General features: G+C 69.3%; 19 protein-coding genes and 1 pseudogene. 12 read left to right on the top strand and 8 right to left on the bottom strand.

Features of this window, described 5'->3' with window-relative positions:
- Positions 1 to 49: 49 nt before the first annotated feature.
- Positions 50 to 295: a hypothetical protein gene (locus ABZ562_RS31915; protein ID WP_055548788.1), complete on the bottom strand. Its 246-nt coding sequence runs from the start codon at positions 293 to 295 to the stop codon at positions 50 to 52.
- A 7-nt stretch (positions 296 to 302) separates the two neighbouring features.
- Positions 303 to 1,175: a mycothiol conjugate amidase Mca gene (gene mca / locus ABZ562_RS31910; RefSeq protein ID WP_361486269.1), complete on the bottom strand. Its 873-nt coding sequence runs from the start codon at positions 1,173 to 1,175 to the stop codon at positions 303 to 305.
- A 96-nt stretch (positions 1,176 to 1,271) separates the two neighbouring features.
- Between mca and ABZ562_RS31905 the strand changes: the two genes are divergently transcribed.
- Positions 1,272 to 1,682 carry a DUF4307 domain-containing protein gene (locus tag ABZ562_RS31905; protein WP_361486267.1) on the top strand — a complete coding sequence of 137 codons (411 nt, stop codon included), beginning with the start codon at positions 1,272 to 1,274 and terminating at the stop codon, positions 1,680 to 1,682.
- A 250-nt stretch (positions 1,683 to 1,932) separates the two neighbouring features.
- On the top strand, positions 1,933 to 2,430 hold the full coding sequence (greA, locus tag ABZ562_RS31900) for a transcription elongation factor GreA (protein WP_055548325.1): 498 nt from the start codon (positions 1,933 to 1,935) through the stop codon (positions 2,428 to 2,430).
- Between the two features lie 86 nt (positions 2,431 to 2,516).
- On the opposite strand, the gene ABZ562_RS31895 is transcribed toward greA, so the two are convergent.
- The 3 genes from ABZ562_RS31895 to ilvA all read right to left on the bottom strand — a co-directional run bounded on the left by ABZ562_RS31895 (position 2,517) and on the right by ilvA (position 5,866).
- The gene (locus ABZ562_RS31895; RefSeq protein ID WP_361486264.1) at positions 2,517 to 3,380 is read right to left on the bottom strand and encodes an ABC transporter permease; all 864 of its coding nucleotides are present in this window, start codon (positions 3,378 to 3,380) and stop codon (positions 2,517 to 2,519) included.
- A complete protein-coding gene (locus ABZ562_RS31890) occupies positions 3,380 to 4,360 on the bottom strand; it encodes an ATP-binding cassette domain-containing protein (RefSeq protein WP_361486261.1) in 981 nt (326 codons plus the stop codon). Before ABZ562_RS31890 ends, ABZ562_RS31895 begins: the two co-directional genes overlap by 1 nt.
- A 228-nt stretch (positions 4,361 to 4,588) precedes the next feature.
- Complete coding sequence (ilvA, locus tag ABZ562_RS31885; protein ID WP_361486259.1) at positions 4,589 to 5,866, bottom strand: threonine ammonia-lyase; 1,278 nt, start codon at positions 5,864 to 5,866, stop codon at positions 4,589 to 4,591.
- A gap of 158 nt (positions 5,867 to 6,024) precedes the next feature.
- Here ilvA and ABZ562_RS31880 point away from each other — a divergent pair, with 158 nt between their 5' ends.
- The 3 genes from ABZ562_RS31880 to ABZ562_RS31870 all read left to right on the top strand — a co-directional run bounded on the left by ABZ562_RS31880 (position 6,025) and on the right by ABZ562_RS31870 (position 7,371).
- Positions 6,025 to 6,528 carry a MarR family transcriptional regulator gene (locus ABZ562_RS31880; RefSeq protein WP_361486256.1) on the top strand — a complete coding sequence of 168 codons (504 nt, stop codon included), beginning with the start codon at positions 6,025 to 6,027 and terminating at the stop codon, positions 6,526 to 6,528.
- A 94-nt stretch (positions 6,529 to 6,622) separates the two neighbouring features.
- Positions 6,623 to 7,123, top strand: coding sequence for a sigma factor-like helix-turn-helix DNA-binding protein (locus ABZ562_RS31875; protein WP_361486253.1), 501 nt, complete (start codon positions 6,623 to 6,625; stop codon positions 7,121 to 7,123).
- A complete protein-coding gene (locus ABZ562_RS31870) occupies positions 7,120 to 7,371 on the top strand; it encodes a hypothetical protein (protein ID WP_361486250.1) in 252 nt (83 codons plus the stop codon). Before ABZ562_RS31875 ends, ABZ562_RS31870 begins: the two co-directional genes overlap by 4 nt.
- A gap of 16 nt (positions 7,372 to 7,387) precedes the next feature.
- Here ABZ562_RS31870 and ABZ562_RS31865 read toward each other — a convergent pair whose 3' ends face one another.
- Positions 7,388 to 8,539 carry a cystathionine gamma-synthase gene (locus tag ABZ562_RS31865; RefSeq protein ID WP_361486248.1) on the bottom strand — a complete coding sequence of 384 codons (1,152 nt, stop codon included), beginning with the start codon at positions 8,537 to 8,539 and terminating at the stop codon, positions 7,388 to 7,390.
- A gap of 102 nt (positions 8,540 to 8,641) precedes the next feature.
- Between ABZ562_RS31865 and ABZ562_RS31860 the strand changes: the two genes are divergently transcribed.
- The 3 genes from ABZ562_RS31860 (at position 8,642) to ABZ562_RS31850 (ending at position 10,988) form a co-directional block, all read left to right on the top strand.
- The gene (locus ABZ562_RS31860; protein WP_361486246.1) at positions 8,642 to 9,739 is read left to right on the top strand and encodes a hypothetical protein; all 1,098 of its coding nucleotides are present in this window, start codon (positions 8,642 to 8,644) and stop codon (positions 9,737 to 9,739) included.
- Between the two features lie 76 nt (positions 9,740 to 9,815).
- On the top strand, positions 9,816 to 10,502 hold the full coding sequence (gene msrA, locus ABZ562_RS31855) for a peptide-methionine (S)-S-oxide reductase MsrA (RefSeq protein WP_361486243.1): 687 nt from the start codon (positions 9,816 to 9,818) through the stop codon (positions 10,500 to 10,502).
- 78 nt (positions 10,503 to 10,580) lie between these two features.
- Complete coding sequence (locus ABZ562_RS31850) at positions 10,581 to 10,988, top strand: hypothetical protein (protein ID WP_361486240.1); 408 nt, start codon at positions 10,581 to 10,583, stop codon at positions 10,986 to 10,988.
- Positions 10,989 to 11,053: 65 nt separating this feature from the next.
- On the opposite strand, the gene ABZ562_RS31845 is transcribed toward ABZ562_RS31850, so the two are convergent.
- Entirely contained in the window at positions 11,054 to 11,602 is a 549-nt protein-coding gene (locus ABZ562_RS31845; RefSeq protein ID WP_361486237.1) for a flavoprotein, read from the bottom strand.
- Between the two features lie 133 nt (positions 11,603 to 11,735).
- On the opposite strand from ABZ562_RS31845, the gene ABZ562_RS31840 reads away from it, so the two are divergent.
- The 4 genes and pseudogenes from ABZ562_RS31840 to ABZ562_RS31825 all read left to right on the top strand — a co-directional run bounded on the left by ABZ562_RS31840 (position 11,736) and on the right by ABZ562_RS31825 (position 15,508).
- Positions 11,736 to 12,920 carry a helix-turn-helix transcriptional regulator gene (locus ABZ562_RS31840; RefSeq protein ID WP_361486235.1) on the top strand — a complete coding sequence of 395 codons (1,185 nt, stop codon included), beginning with the start codon at positions 11,736 to 11,738 and terminating at the stop codon, positions 12,918 to 12,920.
- 446 nt (positions 12,921 to 13,366) lie between these two features.
- On the top strand, positions 13,367 to 13,699 hold the full coding sequence (locus tag ABZ562_RS31835; protein WP_361486232.1) for a hypothetical protein: 333 nt from the start codon (positions 13,367 to 13,369) through the stop codon (positions 13,697 to 13,699).
- 450 nt (positions 13,700 to 14,149) lie between these two features.
- Entirely contained in the window at positions 14,150 to 14,440 is a 291-nt protein-coding gene (locus tag ABZ562_RS31830) for a hypothetical protein (RefSeq protein WP_361486230.1), read from the top strand.
- A gap of 223 nt (positions 14,441 to 14,663) precedes the next feature.
- Positions 14,664 to 15,508 (top strand): annotated as a pseudogene (locus ABZ562_RS31825) (IS5 family transposase).
- 272 nt (positions 15,509 to 15,780) lie between these two features.
- On the opposite strand, the gene ABZ562_RS31820 reads toward ABZ562_RS31825, so the two are convergent.
- A partial coding sequence (locus ABZ562_RS31820; RefSeq protein WP_361486228.1) for a tetratricopeptide repeat protein occupies positions 15,781 to 16,294 on the bottom strand: 514 nt, incomplete at its 5' end.

Raw genomic sequence — 16,294 nt, 5'->3', positions numbered from 1 at the left:
ACCGGCCCCGCGCCCGCGCCCGGTCCGGGCTCAGGTCGAGGAGGTGCCGTCAGGCCGTGCGCTCCTCCTTGGGGCCCTTCGGGGAGGCGGCGGCCCGGGCTTCACCGGGCTCCGGCTCCTCCTCGAAGTCCACCTTGTTCATGTGCTTGTTCATGGACTTCATCAGGAGCCACACCGCGCCGCCGATCAGTGCGAAGACGACGAACCCGAGCAGGCCCGGGGTCACCTTGTTCTCGTCCAGATCCTTGGCGAGCGGGACGAGATGCGTCATGGCGAGGGTGCTGGTCGCGCTCATCATGGGGTCAATTGTTGCGGATGCCCGCGAAGAGGTCGTCCTCGGGGAGGGAGGTATCCACGAGCGACTTCGCGAGCTCGTATTCTTCCGTCGGCCAGACCTCCTTCTGGATGTCCATGGGCACCCGGAACCAGCCGCCGTCGGGATCGATCTGCGTGCGGTGCGCGATCAACGCCTTGTCGCGGATCTCGAAGTACTCGGCGCACGGCACATAGGTGGTCAGGGTGCGCTCCCGCCGGGAGAAACTCTTCCAGCGCTCCAGCCACTCCCCGTACGGCGACTCCAGGCCGCGCGCGAGCAGCGCCTCGTGCAGGGCGACGGTGCGCGGCCGGTTGAAGCCCTGGTTGTAGTAGAGCTTCTGCGGCTGCCACGCCGGGCCCGCCTCGGGGTACTTCTCGGGGTCCCCGGCCGCCTCGAAGGCCACCATAGTGATCTTGTGGGTCATGATGTGGTCGGGGTGCGGATAGCCGCCGTTCTCGTCATAGGTGGTGATCACCTGCGGCCGGAAGGAACGGATCAGCTTCACGAGCGCGCCCGCCGCCTCGTCCACGTCCTGGAGCGCGAAGCAGCCGTCGGGCAGCGGCGGCAGCGGGTCGCCCTCGGGCAGCCCGGAGTCCACGAAGCCCAGCCACTCCTGCTTCACTCCGAGGATCTCGCGCGCCTCGTCCATCTCCTTGGCGCGCACCTCGTGAATGTGCTCCTCGATATACGGATCACCCTGGAGCTTGGGGTTGAGGATGGAGCCGCGCTCACCGCCCGTGCAGGTCGCGACCAGCACGTCCACCCCCTCGGAGACGTACTTGGCCATGGTGGCCGCGCCCTTGCTCGACTCGTCATCCGGGTGTGCGTGCACGGCCATCAAACGCAGCTGCTCAGTCAAGTTCGATCCTCAGTGATTCGTCGCGGAAGACGGCTTCTATAGTGACCCACAGCGGGCCCGAATAATTCCGGGTCTCCCGAGCAGGAGGAAGCGATCATGTCGGCGGTGCGCGAGGGCCTTCCCGAGGGGCGCTACGGCCGCTCCGCGGACGAGCGGGCCGATCGCAAGCTGAAGATCATCGGTTCGGTGCTCGGCGCCGGATTGATCGCCCTGATCGCCTGGTTCGGTTACGCGTACGTCATCGAGGAGGACGTCAGCGGCCAGCTGACCGGTTTCAAGGTGACCGCGGCCGACACCGTCGACGTCCGGCTGGAGATCACCAAGGACCAGGACGCCACCGCCGTGTGCACGGTGCGCGCGCTGGACACCTACCACGACGAGGTGGGCCGTAAGAGCTTCACCTTCGGGCAGCGCCAGGACGACCTGATCAAGGTCATGACGGTGCGCACCACCGGGCGCGCGACCAGCGCCGAGCTGGTCGGCTGCGACTCCGCCACGGACGGCTGAGCCGGGCGCCGGGCCGCCCGCCCGGAGAGCGGCCCCGACGTGGCCCGGAGGGCGGCTGGACACCGGCCGGAGGGCTCGAGTGACCACGCCCTGACTCGCCAGGTTTGTCCCGTTTCATGCGCATGGAGCTGAGTTCCCTCCTCCCCGTTTCCTGTCGGAATTGTTAGGCTCGTGGTTTCGCCCGGCTTTGAAGGCGCACCCTTCTGAGTAGGGCGTTCATTTGTATTCCCAGCACCGACGAGGAGCACCTGTGACCCAGACCAGCGAGAACGTCACCTGGCTGACCCAGGAGGCGTACGACCAGCTCAAGGCCGAGCTGGAGTACCTGTCGGGTCCGGCACGTATCGAGATCGCGAAGAAGATCGAGGCTGCCCGGGAGGAAGGTGACCTCCGGGAGAACGGTGGTTACCACGCCGCCAAGGAAGAGCAGGGCAAGCAGGAGCTCCGGGTGCGTCAGCTGACGCAGCTCCTGGAGCACGCGAAGGTCGGAGAGGCACCCGCGGACACCGGCGTGGTCGCCCCCGGCATGGTCGTCACCATCGCCTTCGACGGCGACCCGGACGACACCCTGACCTTCCTTCTCGCCTCTCGTGAATACGCGAGCTCGGACATCGAGACCTACTCGCCGCAGTCCCCGCTGGGCACGGGTGTGAACGGCAAGAAGGTCGGCCAGGACGCCGAATACGAGCTGCCCAACGGCCGTACGGCATCGGTGCGCATCCTGGACGCCAAGCCCTACCAGGGCTGAGTGCCACCCCCGAACGCCCGCACCCGCACGACTCACGGCGAGCCCCCGGCCCACGCGGCCGGGGGCTCGCTGTATGACACGGACGGTCAGGCGGTCGCCGAGCGGTACTTCCGGACCGACAGCGTCCGGAACACCACGATGATCACCACCGACCACAGCACCGACGCCGGCACCGGATGCTGCATCGGCCAGGCATCCGAGACCACGCCCTGCGGATTGCCGAACAGCTCCCGGCAGGCCTGCACCGTGGCGCTGAACGGGTTCCAGTCCGCGACGTGCCCCAGGAACTCGGGCATCTTGCTGGACGGCACGAACGCGTTCGAGATGAAGGTCAGCGGGAACAGCCAGATCAGCCCGCCGGACGTCGCGGCCTCGGGGGTCCGCACCGTCAATCCGATCAGCGCGCCGATCCAGGAGAAGGCGTAGCCCAGCAGGAGCAGCAGGCCGAAGGCGGCCAGCGCGCTCAGGATTCCGTCGTGCACCCGCCAGCCCACGATGAGCGCGACGATCGCCAGCACGACCAGCGTCAGCGCCGTCTGCACCAGATCCGCGAGCGTACGGCCGGTGAGCACCGCGCCGCGCGCCATCGGCAGGGAGCGGAACCGGTCGATCAGCCCCTTGTGCATGTCGTCGGCGATCCCCGCGCCCGCGCCCGCCGTCGCGAAGGTGACGGTCTGCGCGAAGATCCCGCCCATCAGGAACTCGCGATAGACATCGGCGTCCGCGCTGGCCTGCCCCGGCACCATGATCGCGCCGCCGAATACATAGCTGAACAGCACAACGAACATAATGGGCTGAATCAGGCCAAAAATAACCACTTCCGGAATCCGCATCATCCGGATCAGATTCCGCCGGGCGACCACCAGCGAGTCCCGGACCGCCGCGAACGGTCCGCCGCGCGGCCGGGGGGCGGTGGCGACGGTGGCGCCGGACTCCTCGGCAACGGCCATCACTTGCCTCCCTCGTGAGCGCCGTTCTCCAAGCCGCCGTCCTCGGCGCCATGGCCGGTGAGCGAGATGAAGACGTCGTCGAGCGTCGGGCGGCGCAGCCCGATGTCGTCGATCTCCACGCCCCGGGTGTCCAGTTCGCGGATGACCTCGGCCAGCAGCTTGGCCCCGCCGACCACCGGCACGGTGACCTTGCGGGTGTGCTCCCGCACCGTGGTCTCCCCCTTGCCCAGCACGCTCAGCACGTGCTCGGCGACCGCGATGTGCTCCCGCTCGTGCACCACGACCTCCACCCGCTCCCCGCCGATGCGGCCCTTGAGCTGGTCGGAGGTGCCACGGGCGATGACCTTGCCGCGGTCGATCACACAGATGTCATGGGCCAGGTGGTCGGCCTCCTCCAGATACTGGGTGGTCAGCAGCAGCGTCGTGCCGCCCGCCACCAGTTCCTGGATGACCTCCCACAGCGCCTGCCGGTTGCGCGGGTCGAGCCCCGTCGTCGGCTCGTCCATGAACATCACCGGAGGGCTGACGACCAGGGCGGCGGCGAGGTCGAGGCGGCGGCGCATGCCGCCGGAGTACGTCTTGGCGGTGCGGTCGGCCGCGTCCGCCAGGTGGAACCGCTCCAGCAGCTCGTCCGCGCGGGACTTCGCCTCGCGCGCGCCCATCTGGTACAGCTGACCGACCATCCGGAGGTTCTCACGGCCCGTCAGATACTCGTCGACGGCGGCGAACTGCCCGGACAGGCCGATGGACCGGCGGACCTCATTGGGGTACTTGAGCACGTCCACCCCCGCGACCACCGCCGTTCCGCTGTCGGGGCGCAGCAGCGTGGTCAGCACGCGCACGGCAGTGGTCTTCCCGGCGCCGTTGGGGCCGAGCAGTCCGAGCACGGTTCCTTCCGGCACATCGAGATCGACGCCGTCCAGAGCTCTTACTTCGCCGAAGGTCTTCACCAGGCCCTCGGCGTGGATCGCGCCTGGCATGTTGGCACTCCCAGAGTTGGGTGTTCCCGGGTTGAGTCAGGTCCACGAAAGATCGTTTGACGTGACGTGCGGCGGCGAATGTTCCTCGCCACGCAGGGACGCGTCCCCTCAAAATAGGCATATGTCCGCCCACAAGGGCAGCGTCGCGACAGCAACTGGAGAGGAATCGTAGCGCAGTCGCGATACATCGCGATATACGTGAGGTAACGAACGGCCCGCCGTGAACCGTCAGACCATCACGGTGTACCCGGCCCCGTGCAGCGCCTTCCGGACCTCGGCGCAGTGCTCCGGGCCCTTCGTCTCCAGCTGCACCTCCACCTCCGCCTCGCTGAGCCCCAGCCGCGGATTGATCCGTACATGGCTGATGTCGAGCACATTGGCGTCCACCGCCGACAGCTCCGCCAGCAGCGTCGCCAGCGCCCCCGGCCGGTCGGTGAGCCGCAGCCGCAGCGACAGATAGCGGCCCGCCGCGGCCATGCCGTGCCGCAGAACGCGCTGCATCAGCAGCGGATCCACATTGCCGCCGGAGAGCACCGACACCACCGGACCCTCGAAGGACCCCGGATCCGCCAGCACCGCCGCCACCGGGCTCGCCCCCGCCGGTTCCACCACCAGCTTCGCCCGCTCCAGGCACAGCAGCAGCGCACTGGACAGCTCGTCCTCGCTGACCGTACGCACCTCGTCGACGAGCGCGCTGATGATCCCGAACGGAACGTCGCCCGGCCGCCCCACCTTGATGCCGTCCGCCATCGTCACCGGCGCCTCGACCGACACCGGCCGCCCCGCCGCCAGCGACGGCGGATACGCCGCGGCGCCCGCCGCCTGCACCCCCACCACCCGTACGTCCGGCCGCAGCGCCTTCACCGCCACCGCGATCCCGGCCGCGAGTCCGCCGCCGCCGATGCCCACCACGATCGTGCGCACCTCGGGGCACTGCTCCAGGATCTCCAGGCCCACCGTGCCCTGTCCGGCGATGATGTCCGGGTGGTCGAACGGATGGATGAAGATCGCGCCGGTCCGCTCCGCGTACCGCTGCGCCGCCCGCATCGTCTCGTCCACGATCTGGCCCTCGAGGCGGACCTCCGCGCCGTAGTCCCGGGTCGCCGCGACCTTCGGCAGCGGCGCGCCCTCGGGCATGAAGACGGTCGACCGCACCCCCAGCAGCGAGGCCGCGAGCGCGACGCCCTGCGCATGGTTCCCGGCGCTCGCCGCGACCACCCCCGCGGCCCGCTCCTCCGCCGTCAGCCGCGCGATCCGCACATAGGCCCCGCGCAGCTTGAACGAGCCCGTACGCTGCAGGTTCTCGCACTTCAGCTGCACCGGGGCGCCGACCAGACCGGTCAGAAAGCGGCTGCCCTCCAGAGCGGTCAGCCGGGAGACCCCCGAGAGCGTCTTCTGCGCCTCGCGCACATCGTCCAGGGTGATCGCGAGCGGGGCGGACGGTACGGAGCGTGCGGGGCGCCGGGCGGGGCCGGGCCCGTCCTCTCCGCCGGGTCGTGGAGCCATGGCCCCAGTCTCGCAGTTCCCCCGGAACACGGCCGGGCCGGGGCGACCGGCGCTTGGCCGGTTGTCGGCAGGTTTCTGCAGCCCCCGTACGGGCAGCGCCCGGGCCGCGTACTCTGTGCCACATCCCACAGACCACCGCATGAAGTGAGCCCTAGGCCATGCCCACCCAATCGGACATGACGACTCAACTCGACACCGGCGTACTCGAATCACTCCAGCACCAGGTCGCGGTCTTCGCCCGCCGCGCGGAGCAGACCCGGCTCGGCGGCGTCGGCCAGGCCCGCAATTCGATGGACCGCGCCGCCTATCTGCTGCTCAACCGGCTCGACCAGGAAGGCCCCATGGGGGTCAAGGCACTCGCCGGAGGCATGGGCATCGACTCGTCCACCGTGACCCGGCAGGTCGCCCCGCTGGTCGACTCCGGCCTGGTCAAGCGCACCTCGCACCCCGAGGACGGCCGCGCCGTCGTCCTCCAGCTCTCCCCGCGCGGCAAGGCCCGCCTGGAGGAGGTGCGCTCCTCGCGGCGCGAGCTGATGGCGCAGGTCACGGACGGCTGGACGGTGGAGGAGCGCGATATGTTCTGCGATCTGCTCACCCGCTTCAACGTCGCCCTGTCCGCCGCGCACGGCGGAGTCCCGCAGGCGGCGGCACCGGCGTCCTGAAGCCGGGCACTCCCGACCGCCCGGACCCTGACCGGACTCTTGACCGGGCGCCCCTGCCTGCCGTGTCCTTGAGGGACGAACGGCGGAGGGCGCGGTGCGAGAGCGGCGGGCAGCACGGGAGAGCCGCCGGGCCCGGGAATTCGAGGCATTCGTCGCGGGCGCCGGTGGCAGGTTGTTGCACGCGGCCACACTGCTCACGGGGGAACCGACGGGGGAAACCGCGGGGGAAACCGAAGCCGCGCAAGCCCTGCTGACCGCCGCGCTCGCGCGCACCTACGCCCGCTGGGACCGGCTGCGCGGCGAGGATCCGTACGACCGCACCCGCCAGGAACTGGCCGCCCTCTTCGCCCACCGGGCCCGCCGCTACCGCCGCCCGCGCGGCGGTGTGCTCGACCGGCTCACCCCGCGTGAGCGGCTGGTGCTGGTGCTGCGGCTGTACGAGGGGGTCGCGGAGGAGCAGACGGCGGCCACGCTCGGCCTGCCGGTCGAGCGCGTACGGGCCATCTGCACGCGCGCGGTGACCCTGATGCGCGCCGCCCCGCCCCCGACCGGCGCCCGGGCCGCCCCCGGCCCACCCCCGGTAGCGGCACGATGAGCTTCCCGGACCGCAAGGAGGACCAGGTCCGGCGCATGCTGGAGGGCCCGCACCCCGTGCTGCCGCCGGATCTGGCCGGGCGGGCGGCCGGGCGCGGGCAGCGGCTGCTGCGGCGCCGCCGGGCGGCCCGGGCCGCCGGCTGGGCGCTGCTGCTGGCCGCCGTCGTCGCGTTCACCGTCTGGGCGGCGGTCGTCCACCCGTGGGCGGGGCCGCCCACCGACACCACCCCTCCGCTGGAGGGGTGGTGAGTGGTTCGGACGGGCCTCAGGCGAGCGCCTGGGTCAGATCCCCCAGCAGATCGTCGATGGACTCGATGCCCACGGACAGCCGTACGAGATCCGCCGGCACCTCCAGCGCCGAACCGGCCGCCGAGGCGTGCGTCATCCGCCCCGGGTGCTCGATCAGCGACTCCACGCCGCCCAGCGACTCGCCGAGCGTGAAGAGCTTGGCCCGGTTGCAGACCTCGACCGCCGCCGCCTCGCCGCCGGTGACCCGGAACGACACCATGCCGCCGAAGCCCCGCATCTGCTTGGCCGCGACCTCGTGGCCCGCGTGCTCGGGCAGCCCCGGGTAGAAGACCTCGGTCACCTTGGGGTGGGCGGTGAGCAGCTCCGCGACCCGCGTGGCGTTCGCGCTGTGCCGGTCCATCCGTACCCCGAGCGTCTTGATGCCGCGCAGCACCAGCCAGGAGTCGAAGGGGGCGGCGACGGCGCCCATCGCGTTCTGGTGGAAGGCGAGTTCGTCGCCGAGGCCCGGGTCGGAGACGATCAGCGCGCCGCCGACGACGTCCGAGTGGCCGCCCATGTACTTGGTGGTGGAGTGCACCACGACATCCGCGCCGAGCGACAGCGGCTGCTGCAGGTAGGGGCTGGCGAAGGTGTTGTCCACCACCAGCCGGGCCCCCGCGGTGCGGGCGACGTCGGCGACGGCGGCGATGTCGGTGATGCCCAGCAGCGGGTTGCTCGGCGTCTCGACCCAGATCACCTTCGTACGGGGGCGCACCGCGGCCCGCACCGCCGCCGGGTCGGAGGTGTCGGCGACCGACCACTCCACGCCCCAGCGCTCGACGACCTTGGCGAAGAGGCGGAACGTGCCGCCGTACGCGTCGTCCGGGATGACCACATGGTCGCCGGGCACCAGCAGCGTGCGCAGCAGGCAGTCCTCGGCGGCGAGGCCGGAGGCGAAGGCGAGCCCGCGGCGGCCTCCCTCCAGGGCCGCCAGGTTCTCCTCCAGGGCGGTGCGGGTGGGGTTGGCGGAGCGGCTGTACTCATAGCCGCCGCGCAAGCCGCCCACCCCGTCCTGCTTGTAGGTGGAGACCTGGTAGATCGGCGGAACGACGGCGCCGGTGAGCGGGTCCGCCTCCTGGCCCGCGTGGATGGCGAGCGTCTCGAAGCTGTGAGGGTGCTGGTCGGTCATGGGCCCGAGCGTAACGCGCGACGCGCGGTCCAGGATTCAACCGCCGCCGGGGCGCATAGGCTGGACCACAAGCCGTCACGGGACTTCACACGGGGACACCTCATGGAGCTGCTGATCTTCCTCATCGCCGTCGTCATGATCGGCGGCCTGATCGTGCTGCCCGCCCTGCGGCGCAGGCGCGGCGGCCGCGAGGCGCTGCGGGGCGCGATGCGCGCCACGGACCCGGGTGAGTACGGCTTCGTACCGCGCGAACAGCTGGACGTACGGCTGCCCGGCCCGGACCCCCAACTGGTCGAGACCCTGGAGGAGGTCCAGTCGAACCAGGACTGGCAGCCCGCCTCCCGGCTGCTCGCGCTCACCGAGGCGACCTCCGAACTGCGCTGGCAGCGCGTCCAGACGCTCGCCGGAGCCGCCGCGTACGAACTCGCCCAGGCCCCCGGCCGGGGCGGGATGTGGCTGCGCACCTGGCGCGTGGCCGCCCCCGAGGACCCGGGCGCGGCCGCCGTGCAGGCGGAGTTCCTGGTCCGCCAGGCGCTGCTCGACCCGTCCTCGCAGGACTTCCGCATGATCCTGGAGGAGGCCCGGGACGTCTGCCACGAGGCGGCGCGGCTGGCCCCGGACGACCCCGTTCCGTACATCGTCGAACTCGGCGTCGCCCGCGGACTCCCCTACCGGCAGGCCGACTTCGAGGAGCTGTGGACCAAGGTCACCGACCGCGCCCCGCACCACATGGGCGCCCACCTCGCCGCCCTCCACTACTGGTGCGAGAAGTGGCACGGCTCCCAGGACCGCGCCGACGCCTTCACCCACGCCGCCGCCGGGTCCGCCCCCGACAAGAGCCTCCTGCCCGCCCTCCCCCTCTTCGGCGTCTTCGAGCACCTGCCCGAGGTCAACCTCGTCCGCAGCCTCTACCAGAGCGACGTGATCACCAAGGCGGTCGAGGGCGCCCTGTACGCCGTCCGCCAGGCTCCCGCCGACCACCCCGTCCTCCCCCACGTCCGCCATCTGCTGGTCTGGTTCCTGGTCCGCTCCGAGCGGTACGCGGACGCCATGGAGCAGCTCCGCCACGTGGACGGCCACGTGGGCGCGGTGCCCTGGTCGTACGGGGCGGACCCGGCGGCCGAGTACGCCGTCTACCGGGCGCTGGCGGTGGCCGGCTGGGAGGGCCGGGGCGGCTCGCCCGCGACCCTGCCGAAGTGAGGGGCCGCACGGAATTCGGCGCCGCCCGCGCCCGTTGTAAGAAGCAGCCCCCGTCCCGCGTGAAGGAGCCCTTCCCATGCTGTTCAGCCGCCGCGAGAACCACCTCCCGACCCCCGAGGAGGCGCTGAAGGGCCGCCCCGAACCGGGCTTCGCGGTCCCCGACCGCCACACCGTCCTCGGCAACCCGCTCGCCGGCCCGTACCCTCAGGGCCTGGTCGTCGCCGACTTCGGCCTCGGCTGCTTCTGGGGCGCCGAGCGCGTCTTCTGGCAGGCCCCCGGCGTCTGGACCACCCTGGTCGGCTACCAGGGCGGGCACACCGAGAACCCCACGTACGAAGAGGTCTGCAGCGGCCTCACCGCCCACACCGAGGCCGTCCGCGTCGTCTTCGACCCGTCGGTCACCTCGTACGGCGCCCTCCTGAAGCTCTTCTGGGAGTCCCACGACCCCACCCAGCACTTCCGCCAGGGCAACGACGTCGGCACCCAGTACCGCTCGGCCATCTACACCCACTCCCCCGAGCAGCAGTCCGAGGCCGAGTCCTCCCGCGCCGCCTACCAGTCCGTCCTGACCGGCTCCGGCTACGGCGAGATCGCCACCGAGATCCTCCCCGCCGGCCCCTTCTACCCGGCCGAGCCGTACCACCAGCAGTACCTGGACAAGAACCCCGCGGGCTACTGCGGCATCGGCGGCACGGGCGTCAAGCTAAGTGACCCGTCTGGGGGCGGCTCGTGCCCGACAGGAATCGCCCCGGCTGACGGCTAAATCTTGGCAAGCGCGAACTATTCAGCCATTGTGAAGCACCGAGGAATACCGACTGCCGCCTGAGCCCATGCATGAGGAATGGGGAGGAGAAAGAAGAGCAGGTTCGGAGGACTCGAACGCTGGTGGGGTGCACTGACAGCCGCGCTGCTCATCGCGGCCTGGATCAACTCGGCAGCTGGCCCAGCCGTTGTGATCACGTTGTCTCTCGCCACCCTCGCATGGTGTGCCTTCCAGGCTCCCGTCACATGCGGTGCGCCGGTGCTGAACCATGATGGCGGTTGCCGGGAGAACGCCTACGGTCTGCTGATGGGCTGCTACCGCCACCATCACCGGTGGCAGAAATTGAAGATGGTGATCTGGCGCCGCCAAATGAAAGAGTTCTGCTCAGAGCTCTTCTCAGATGGTCAGAAGACGATCGTCACCTTGGCGGGTATCGGGAGTCTGCTGTCTGGGCTCGTCGCCTTCATCCCGGGACTCGCTCTGTGATGGCAGCAGACAGAGCGGGCTCCGGCTTGGGAGTCAAGCCAAGTAGGTGGCATGCCTCACCGGCATCACCCCCTACTCAGGACTGACATTGCGGCTTCCAGTGCCAGGTGCCACGGATAGTTCTCCGGTCGGCCCTGGCCCGGCTTGTTGGGGACGAATCCGCCTTCCCCATACAGGACGTGTACGCCCATCGCGCGCAGCGTGGCAACGCTGGTGTCGAACTGGGTGTGCTGGACGTAGGCGGCGTTGACGCACGGCATGGCCACGGTGGGGATGCCCTTGCCGATGGCCTCGGCCACGAATCCCACGATGAACTTCTCGGTGATCCCCAGCGCCCACTGATTGATCGTGTTGAAGGTGGCGGGCGCCAGCACGGCAACATCCGCCGGGGGCCAGGCGTCCGGCTCCTGGGGCAGCTTGTACTGGCTGCGCACCGGGTGTCCGGTCAGCTCCTCCAACGCTGGCAGCTCGTCGTCAAGCCAGCGTGCGGCCGTAGGGGTCAATCCGAGGCAGACATCCCAGTCGGCCGCCTGCGCTCGTTCGATGACGCCAGCGATGTTCAGCACCGGCGGGGCGGCGCTTCCGAACAGGTAGAGCACACGGTTCGCGGTCATGCGGGCAGTCCACCGTGTGGCACCCTCCATCCGCAAACCCTGTCCGCTCGGTGTTGAGATCGTCGTTCACCGTCTTCTGCCGTGGCCGAGCGGGTAGCGTCTCCGTTGAGTGAGTCACGAAAGGGAGGCATGTATGCCGTTCCCCGACGACGAGCACACGGGCGCTCGGATCGCACATCACCGGAAGCGGGCTGGGCTGACTCAACGTGGGTTGGCTCAGAAGATCCCCTACTCCTACAGCCTCCTTACGCAGGTCGAATCTGGTCACAAGCCCGCTAGCCCCGACTTGGTGGCCGCTGTGGCGAAAGCGCTGTGCATCGATGTCACCGCGCTGACCGGTCAGCCCTACGTCACCGAGCTACAGCAGGACCGGTTGGCGTCGCTGGTCCGCCCGATCCGTGAAGCCCTCGACCTTTACGACTTGGGGGCCGATCCGGCGATCAAGCCGCGTCCCACTCCTCAACTCATCGCCGCTGCTCAGACTCTGTGCCAGCAGGTCCGGGCCACGAAGCTCCATGACGCTGCTCTCCATCTCCCCGGCACGATGGCGGAGATCACCACAGCCGCGTATCAGGCGCCGTCGTCCGAGTTGTGGGCCGCTCTGTCGAGTACTTACCGCACCGCGCATGACCTGGCCGTGAAGCTGGGCTATTACGACTTGTCCACCGTGGCTCTGGACCGTATGGAGTGGGCCGCGTCGCGGGCTTCCGATCCGTTGCTGTCAGCAGTGCGCCAGTACATGCGTGCGCTGGTCTACTTCCGAGAGGGCGAGTACACCATTGGTCAGCGGCTCGTGGCTTCCGGGCAGGGGCTGTTGGGGCAAGCTCCGCAGACGCGAGAGAGTCAGGCCGTCGCCGGTCAGCTTCACCTCGGGGCAAGCATCATCGCCGCGCGCGCCGAGGACGAAGGCGCGGTGACGACCCACCTCGCAGAGGCCGAGTCCTACGCGGATCGGGTGGGTGAGGCTACGGACGTGCACTGGTTGTCCTTTGGTCCTACGAATGTCAGGCTGCATGCCGTATCCGCTCATGTGGAAATGCGTCACTACGGCGAGGCTCTGCGAGAGGCCGCGAAGGTGCGGATACCAAAGGACTGGCCTGCATCTCGCGCCGCTCATTTCTACGTGGATCAAGCACGGGCTCAGATGGAGGCGGGGCGTAACGAAGCGGCCTTGAAGTCCATCGTCACCGCGCGCAAGCTGGCTCCGCAGCAGACGCGGTATCACTCAGGCGCACGAGAGACCATCAGGAGCCTGATCCACTTGTCCCGGCGTACTCCGGACACCCTTGATCACTTGGCCGCTTGGGTGGGTCTCTAGCACTTTCACCGCAGTAGCCCCCGGCTTTCACTCAGGTGTGAAAGTTGGGGGCTTCGCATGTCACCAGCATGAATACTCAGCCGGTTTACACCCGCCACAGGACCCCGGCGACGCGGGCATGCGCCCCGGGGCGTGGCCAACCTGAGGAAGCAGGTCGACATGCGGAACTGTATCGGCAGGTTCTTCGAGCCGTTGAGGAGAGTGTTACGAGCCGTTCAGGGGCGCCATCGCACGGTGAAGGCAAGCCCGTCGGTGACCTGTGGGGATGTCCCGACGTTGCGGATGCCGCGTGTGCGTCAGGTGTCGACTCGGCCGACGTTGCGCGGGGAAGAGGTTGGCCTCGTCCGGCCGTACGTCGTGGCCCATGAGCGGCGGCAGGGGCGTGGCCGTGAGGGGTCCCCTCGCGTGGCGCTGGTGTGCCCTCCACACGGGATGGTGGTGGTCCGATGAGTGCGCAACCGCGGCTGCTGCCCTGGAGCGGCACGAACGGTCAACCCGCCTATCTCGTGAGCGACGAAGAAGGTACCGGGCACGTGTCGAGGCTCGCCGACGAGATGGAGGCGTTCCAGCTCCGCATGGCGGCCGAACTTGTGGGCCATGCCCTCGAACTGCTCGGCAACTCCAAGGCGGAAGTGGAAGAGCTGCGCTTTCTCTCGAATCGCATGATCGAGGCGCTGCGTGATGCGCTCCGGATCGCTGAAAGTCGCGGCAGGCGCCTTGGCCTACCCGAAGAGGACGAGGACGACGGACCGGATCAAGGGAATGAGGCGCGCGGATGAGTGATAGCTCGGAAGGCTGGCAAGTCGGTCCCGTGTCGGGGCGTGGCCTGCGCCGTGGGAAAGACGGTCTCCTTGAACTACCGCTTCAAGTCCTTCGCCATGGTCGCGCGCCCCTGGCTTCGCTAGTGCTGACAGTGGTGGAGGCAGAGCAGTTGCACGCCGCCCTGTGCTACGCGCTCGGCGACGAGCCTGCCCCGGCAAACGCTCCGGAGTGCCGAAAGCCGCTCCGGTACCCGGGTGGCCGACAGCAGTACTGAGGTCGCCTCGATCGCAAACAACCGAAGAAGCAACACCGGACCACCCCCCTTGCCTGGACAGCTCACGGGGTGGTCCGGCTGGGGATCGATCACGAACCCCGGTGCCGATGGTACCGGGGCCGTCGTCGTGCTCTCGTACGGCGTCCCGGCATGTTGATGGTCAGACGGCTTGCAGAGAAGGGGACTTGACCGAATGAGCGGCCTGGGGGACGACAGGTTCGACGGCGAAGCGGCAGACCTGGACGCGGGGATATGGGTGCGCGGAGTGGACTACGTGAGCGGCTGGCGAGACGCACGGGAAGCGACGGCCGAACTGGGCGACGCGCTGAGGCTGGTCGGCATGGAAACGGCAGAGCTGCGCTTGCGCGCCGCATCGGGCGCGGACGGCTCCGGAGTCGTGCGGCTGGAACTGTCCGCAGCGGGCGCGCGTGAGGTGGCGATGCTCGCTCGGGTGGCGGCGGCCCGGCTGGGCAGGGCGAGCTGATCGGGGTGGCCGGTGGGGTGCGCGCGGTACTGGATTGGCGCGCTGTGGGCACGCCGCCGGCCGTAGCGGCTTTTGGGCGGGAGCTGCCACGGGGCGAGAGAACAGGGGGCCTTACGCTGGCCCGGCGAATCGGGCGGGTCTGTGATCCTGCCCGCGTTTGCGACCGATCAGCCCCCTGTTCTTAGAGGCGCTAACACAATGAGGTGGATCGGCCCTGCTGCCCGTGCCTGGATGGCCAGTTGGGCGTTGTCCGGCCGTGGGGACTTCGCCTTGGATCGTGTCGGACGACTTGTGGGAGCGGATCGAGCCGCTGCTGCCGAAGAAGGAACGGCGGTTCCGGCACCCGGGCCGCAAACCCGTCCCGGACCGGCAGGTGCTGTGCGGGATCCTGTTCGTGCTCCACACCGGCATCCAGTGGGAACATCTTCCCCAGGAGCTCGGTTTCGGGTCGGGCATGACGTGCTGGCGACGGCTTCGGGACTGGAACGAGGCCGGGGTGTGGCAGCAGCTGCACGAGGTGCTGCTGGCCGAGCTGAACGCCGCCGCCCGTCTGGACTGGTCGAGAGCGGTTGTGGACTCCAGCCACGTCAGGGCGTTAAAAGGGGGCTCCAGACGGGCCCGTCGCCGGTCGACCGGGGACGAGCCGGCTCCAAACACCACCTGATCACCGACGGGCACGGCACCCCGCTCGCGGCCATCCTCACCGGCGGCAACCGCAACGACGTCACCCAGCTCATGCCCCTGCTCGATGCCATCCCGCCCGTCCGGGGCAGGCCCGGCCGACCCCGCCGCAAGCCTCAGTCGGTCTTCGCCGACCGAGGCTACGACCACGACCTCTACCGCGACCAGGTCCGCACACGCCGGATCGTCCCAGTTATCGCCCGCCGAGGCACACCACATGGCAGTGGCCTGGGCATCTACCGGTGGGTGGTTGAGCGCACGTTCGCCTGGCTGCACGGCTTCAAACGACTCCGCGTCCGCTGGGAACGCCGAGCCGACATCCACGAAGCGCTCCTCAAGCTCGCCTGCTGCCTGATCACCCACCGCCAGGTCCACTCATTGTGTTAGCGCCTCTTAGAGGCTCGCCCCGTGGTGGCTGCCTAAAAGCCGCGTAGGCCGTCGGCCCCAGCCACGACGCCCCAGCCCGTACGGCAGTCGGCTACCCGGTAAACGGTCATGGAGCGCTGGGAGTGCGGGCGGTGGGCGCCCGACAGGACCGGCGGCCACGCCGCAGCCCGGCGGAGCGGCCAGACCGCCCGGCGCGCCCGCAAGGCGCGCCCTTGAGTAAGTGAGGACAAATTTCGACAGCTTCACCGAGTCAGTCCCTATGCGAGGCCGTATCAGTCTTGATCGGCACCTGCCACACGCAGGTTGTTTCGCACGATGCGAGTCGTGGGGTGATCTTCACCGAGAATTCTGATGCTGTCGGTGAGGTTCTGCTCGAACAGCGGGATAGCGCGGCCCAAGTCACCGGCCGACTCGTAGGTGTAGGCGAGGTTGTTGCGGGAGGTCAGGGTGTCGGGGTGATCTTCGCCCAGGACTCTGATGCTCTCGGTGAGGTTCTGCTCGAACAGTGGGATGGCGCGGTTCAGGTCCCCGGCCGCCTTGTAGGCGCCCGCGAGGTTGTTGCGGGAGGACAGGGTGGATGGGTGATCTTCGCCCAGGACTCTGATGCGGTCGGCGAGGTTCTGCTCGAACAGTGGGATGGCGCGGCCCAGGTCCCCGGCCGCCCCGTAGGCGCCCGCAAGGTTGTTGCGGGAGGACAGGGTGTCGGGGTGATCTTCACCGAGAATTCTGATGCTGTCGGTGAGGTTCTGCTCGAACAGTGGGATGGCGCGGCCCAGGTCCCCGGCC

The organism is Streptomyces sp. NPDC019937, assembly GCF_040631655.1.
Lineage (GTDB): Bacteria > Actinomycetota > Actinomycetes > Streptomycetales > Streptomycetaceae > Streptomyces.
This window is presented reverse-complemented; position numbering and strand designations above follow the sequence as displayed.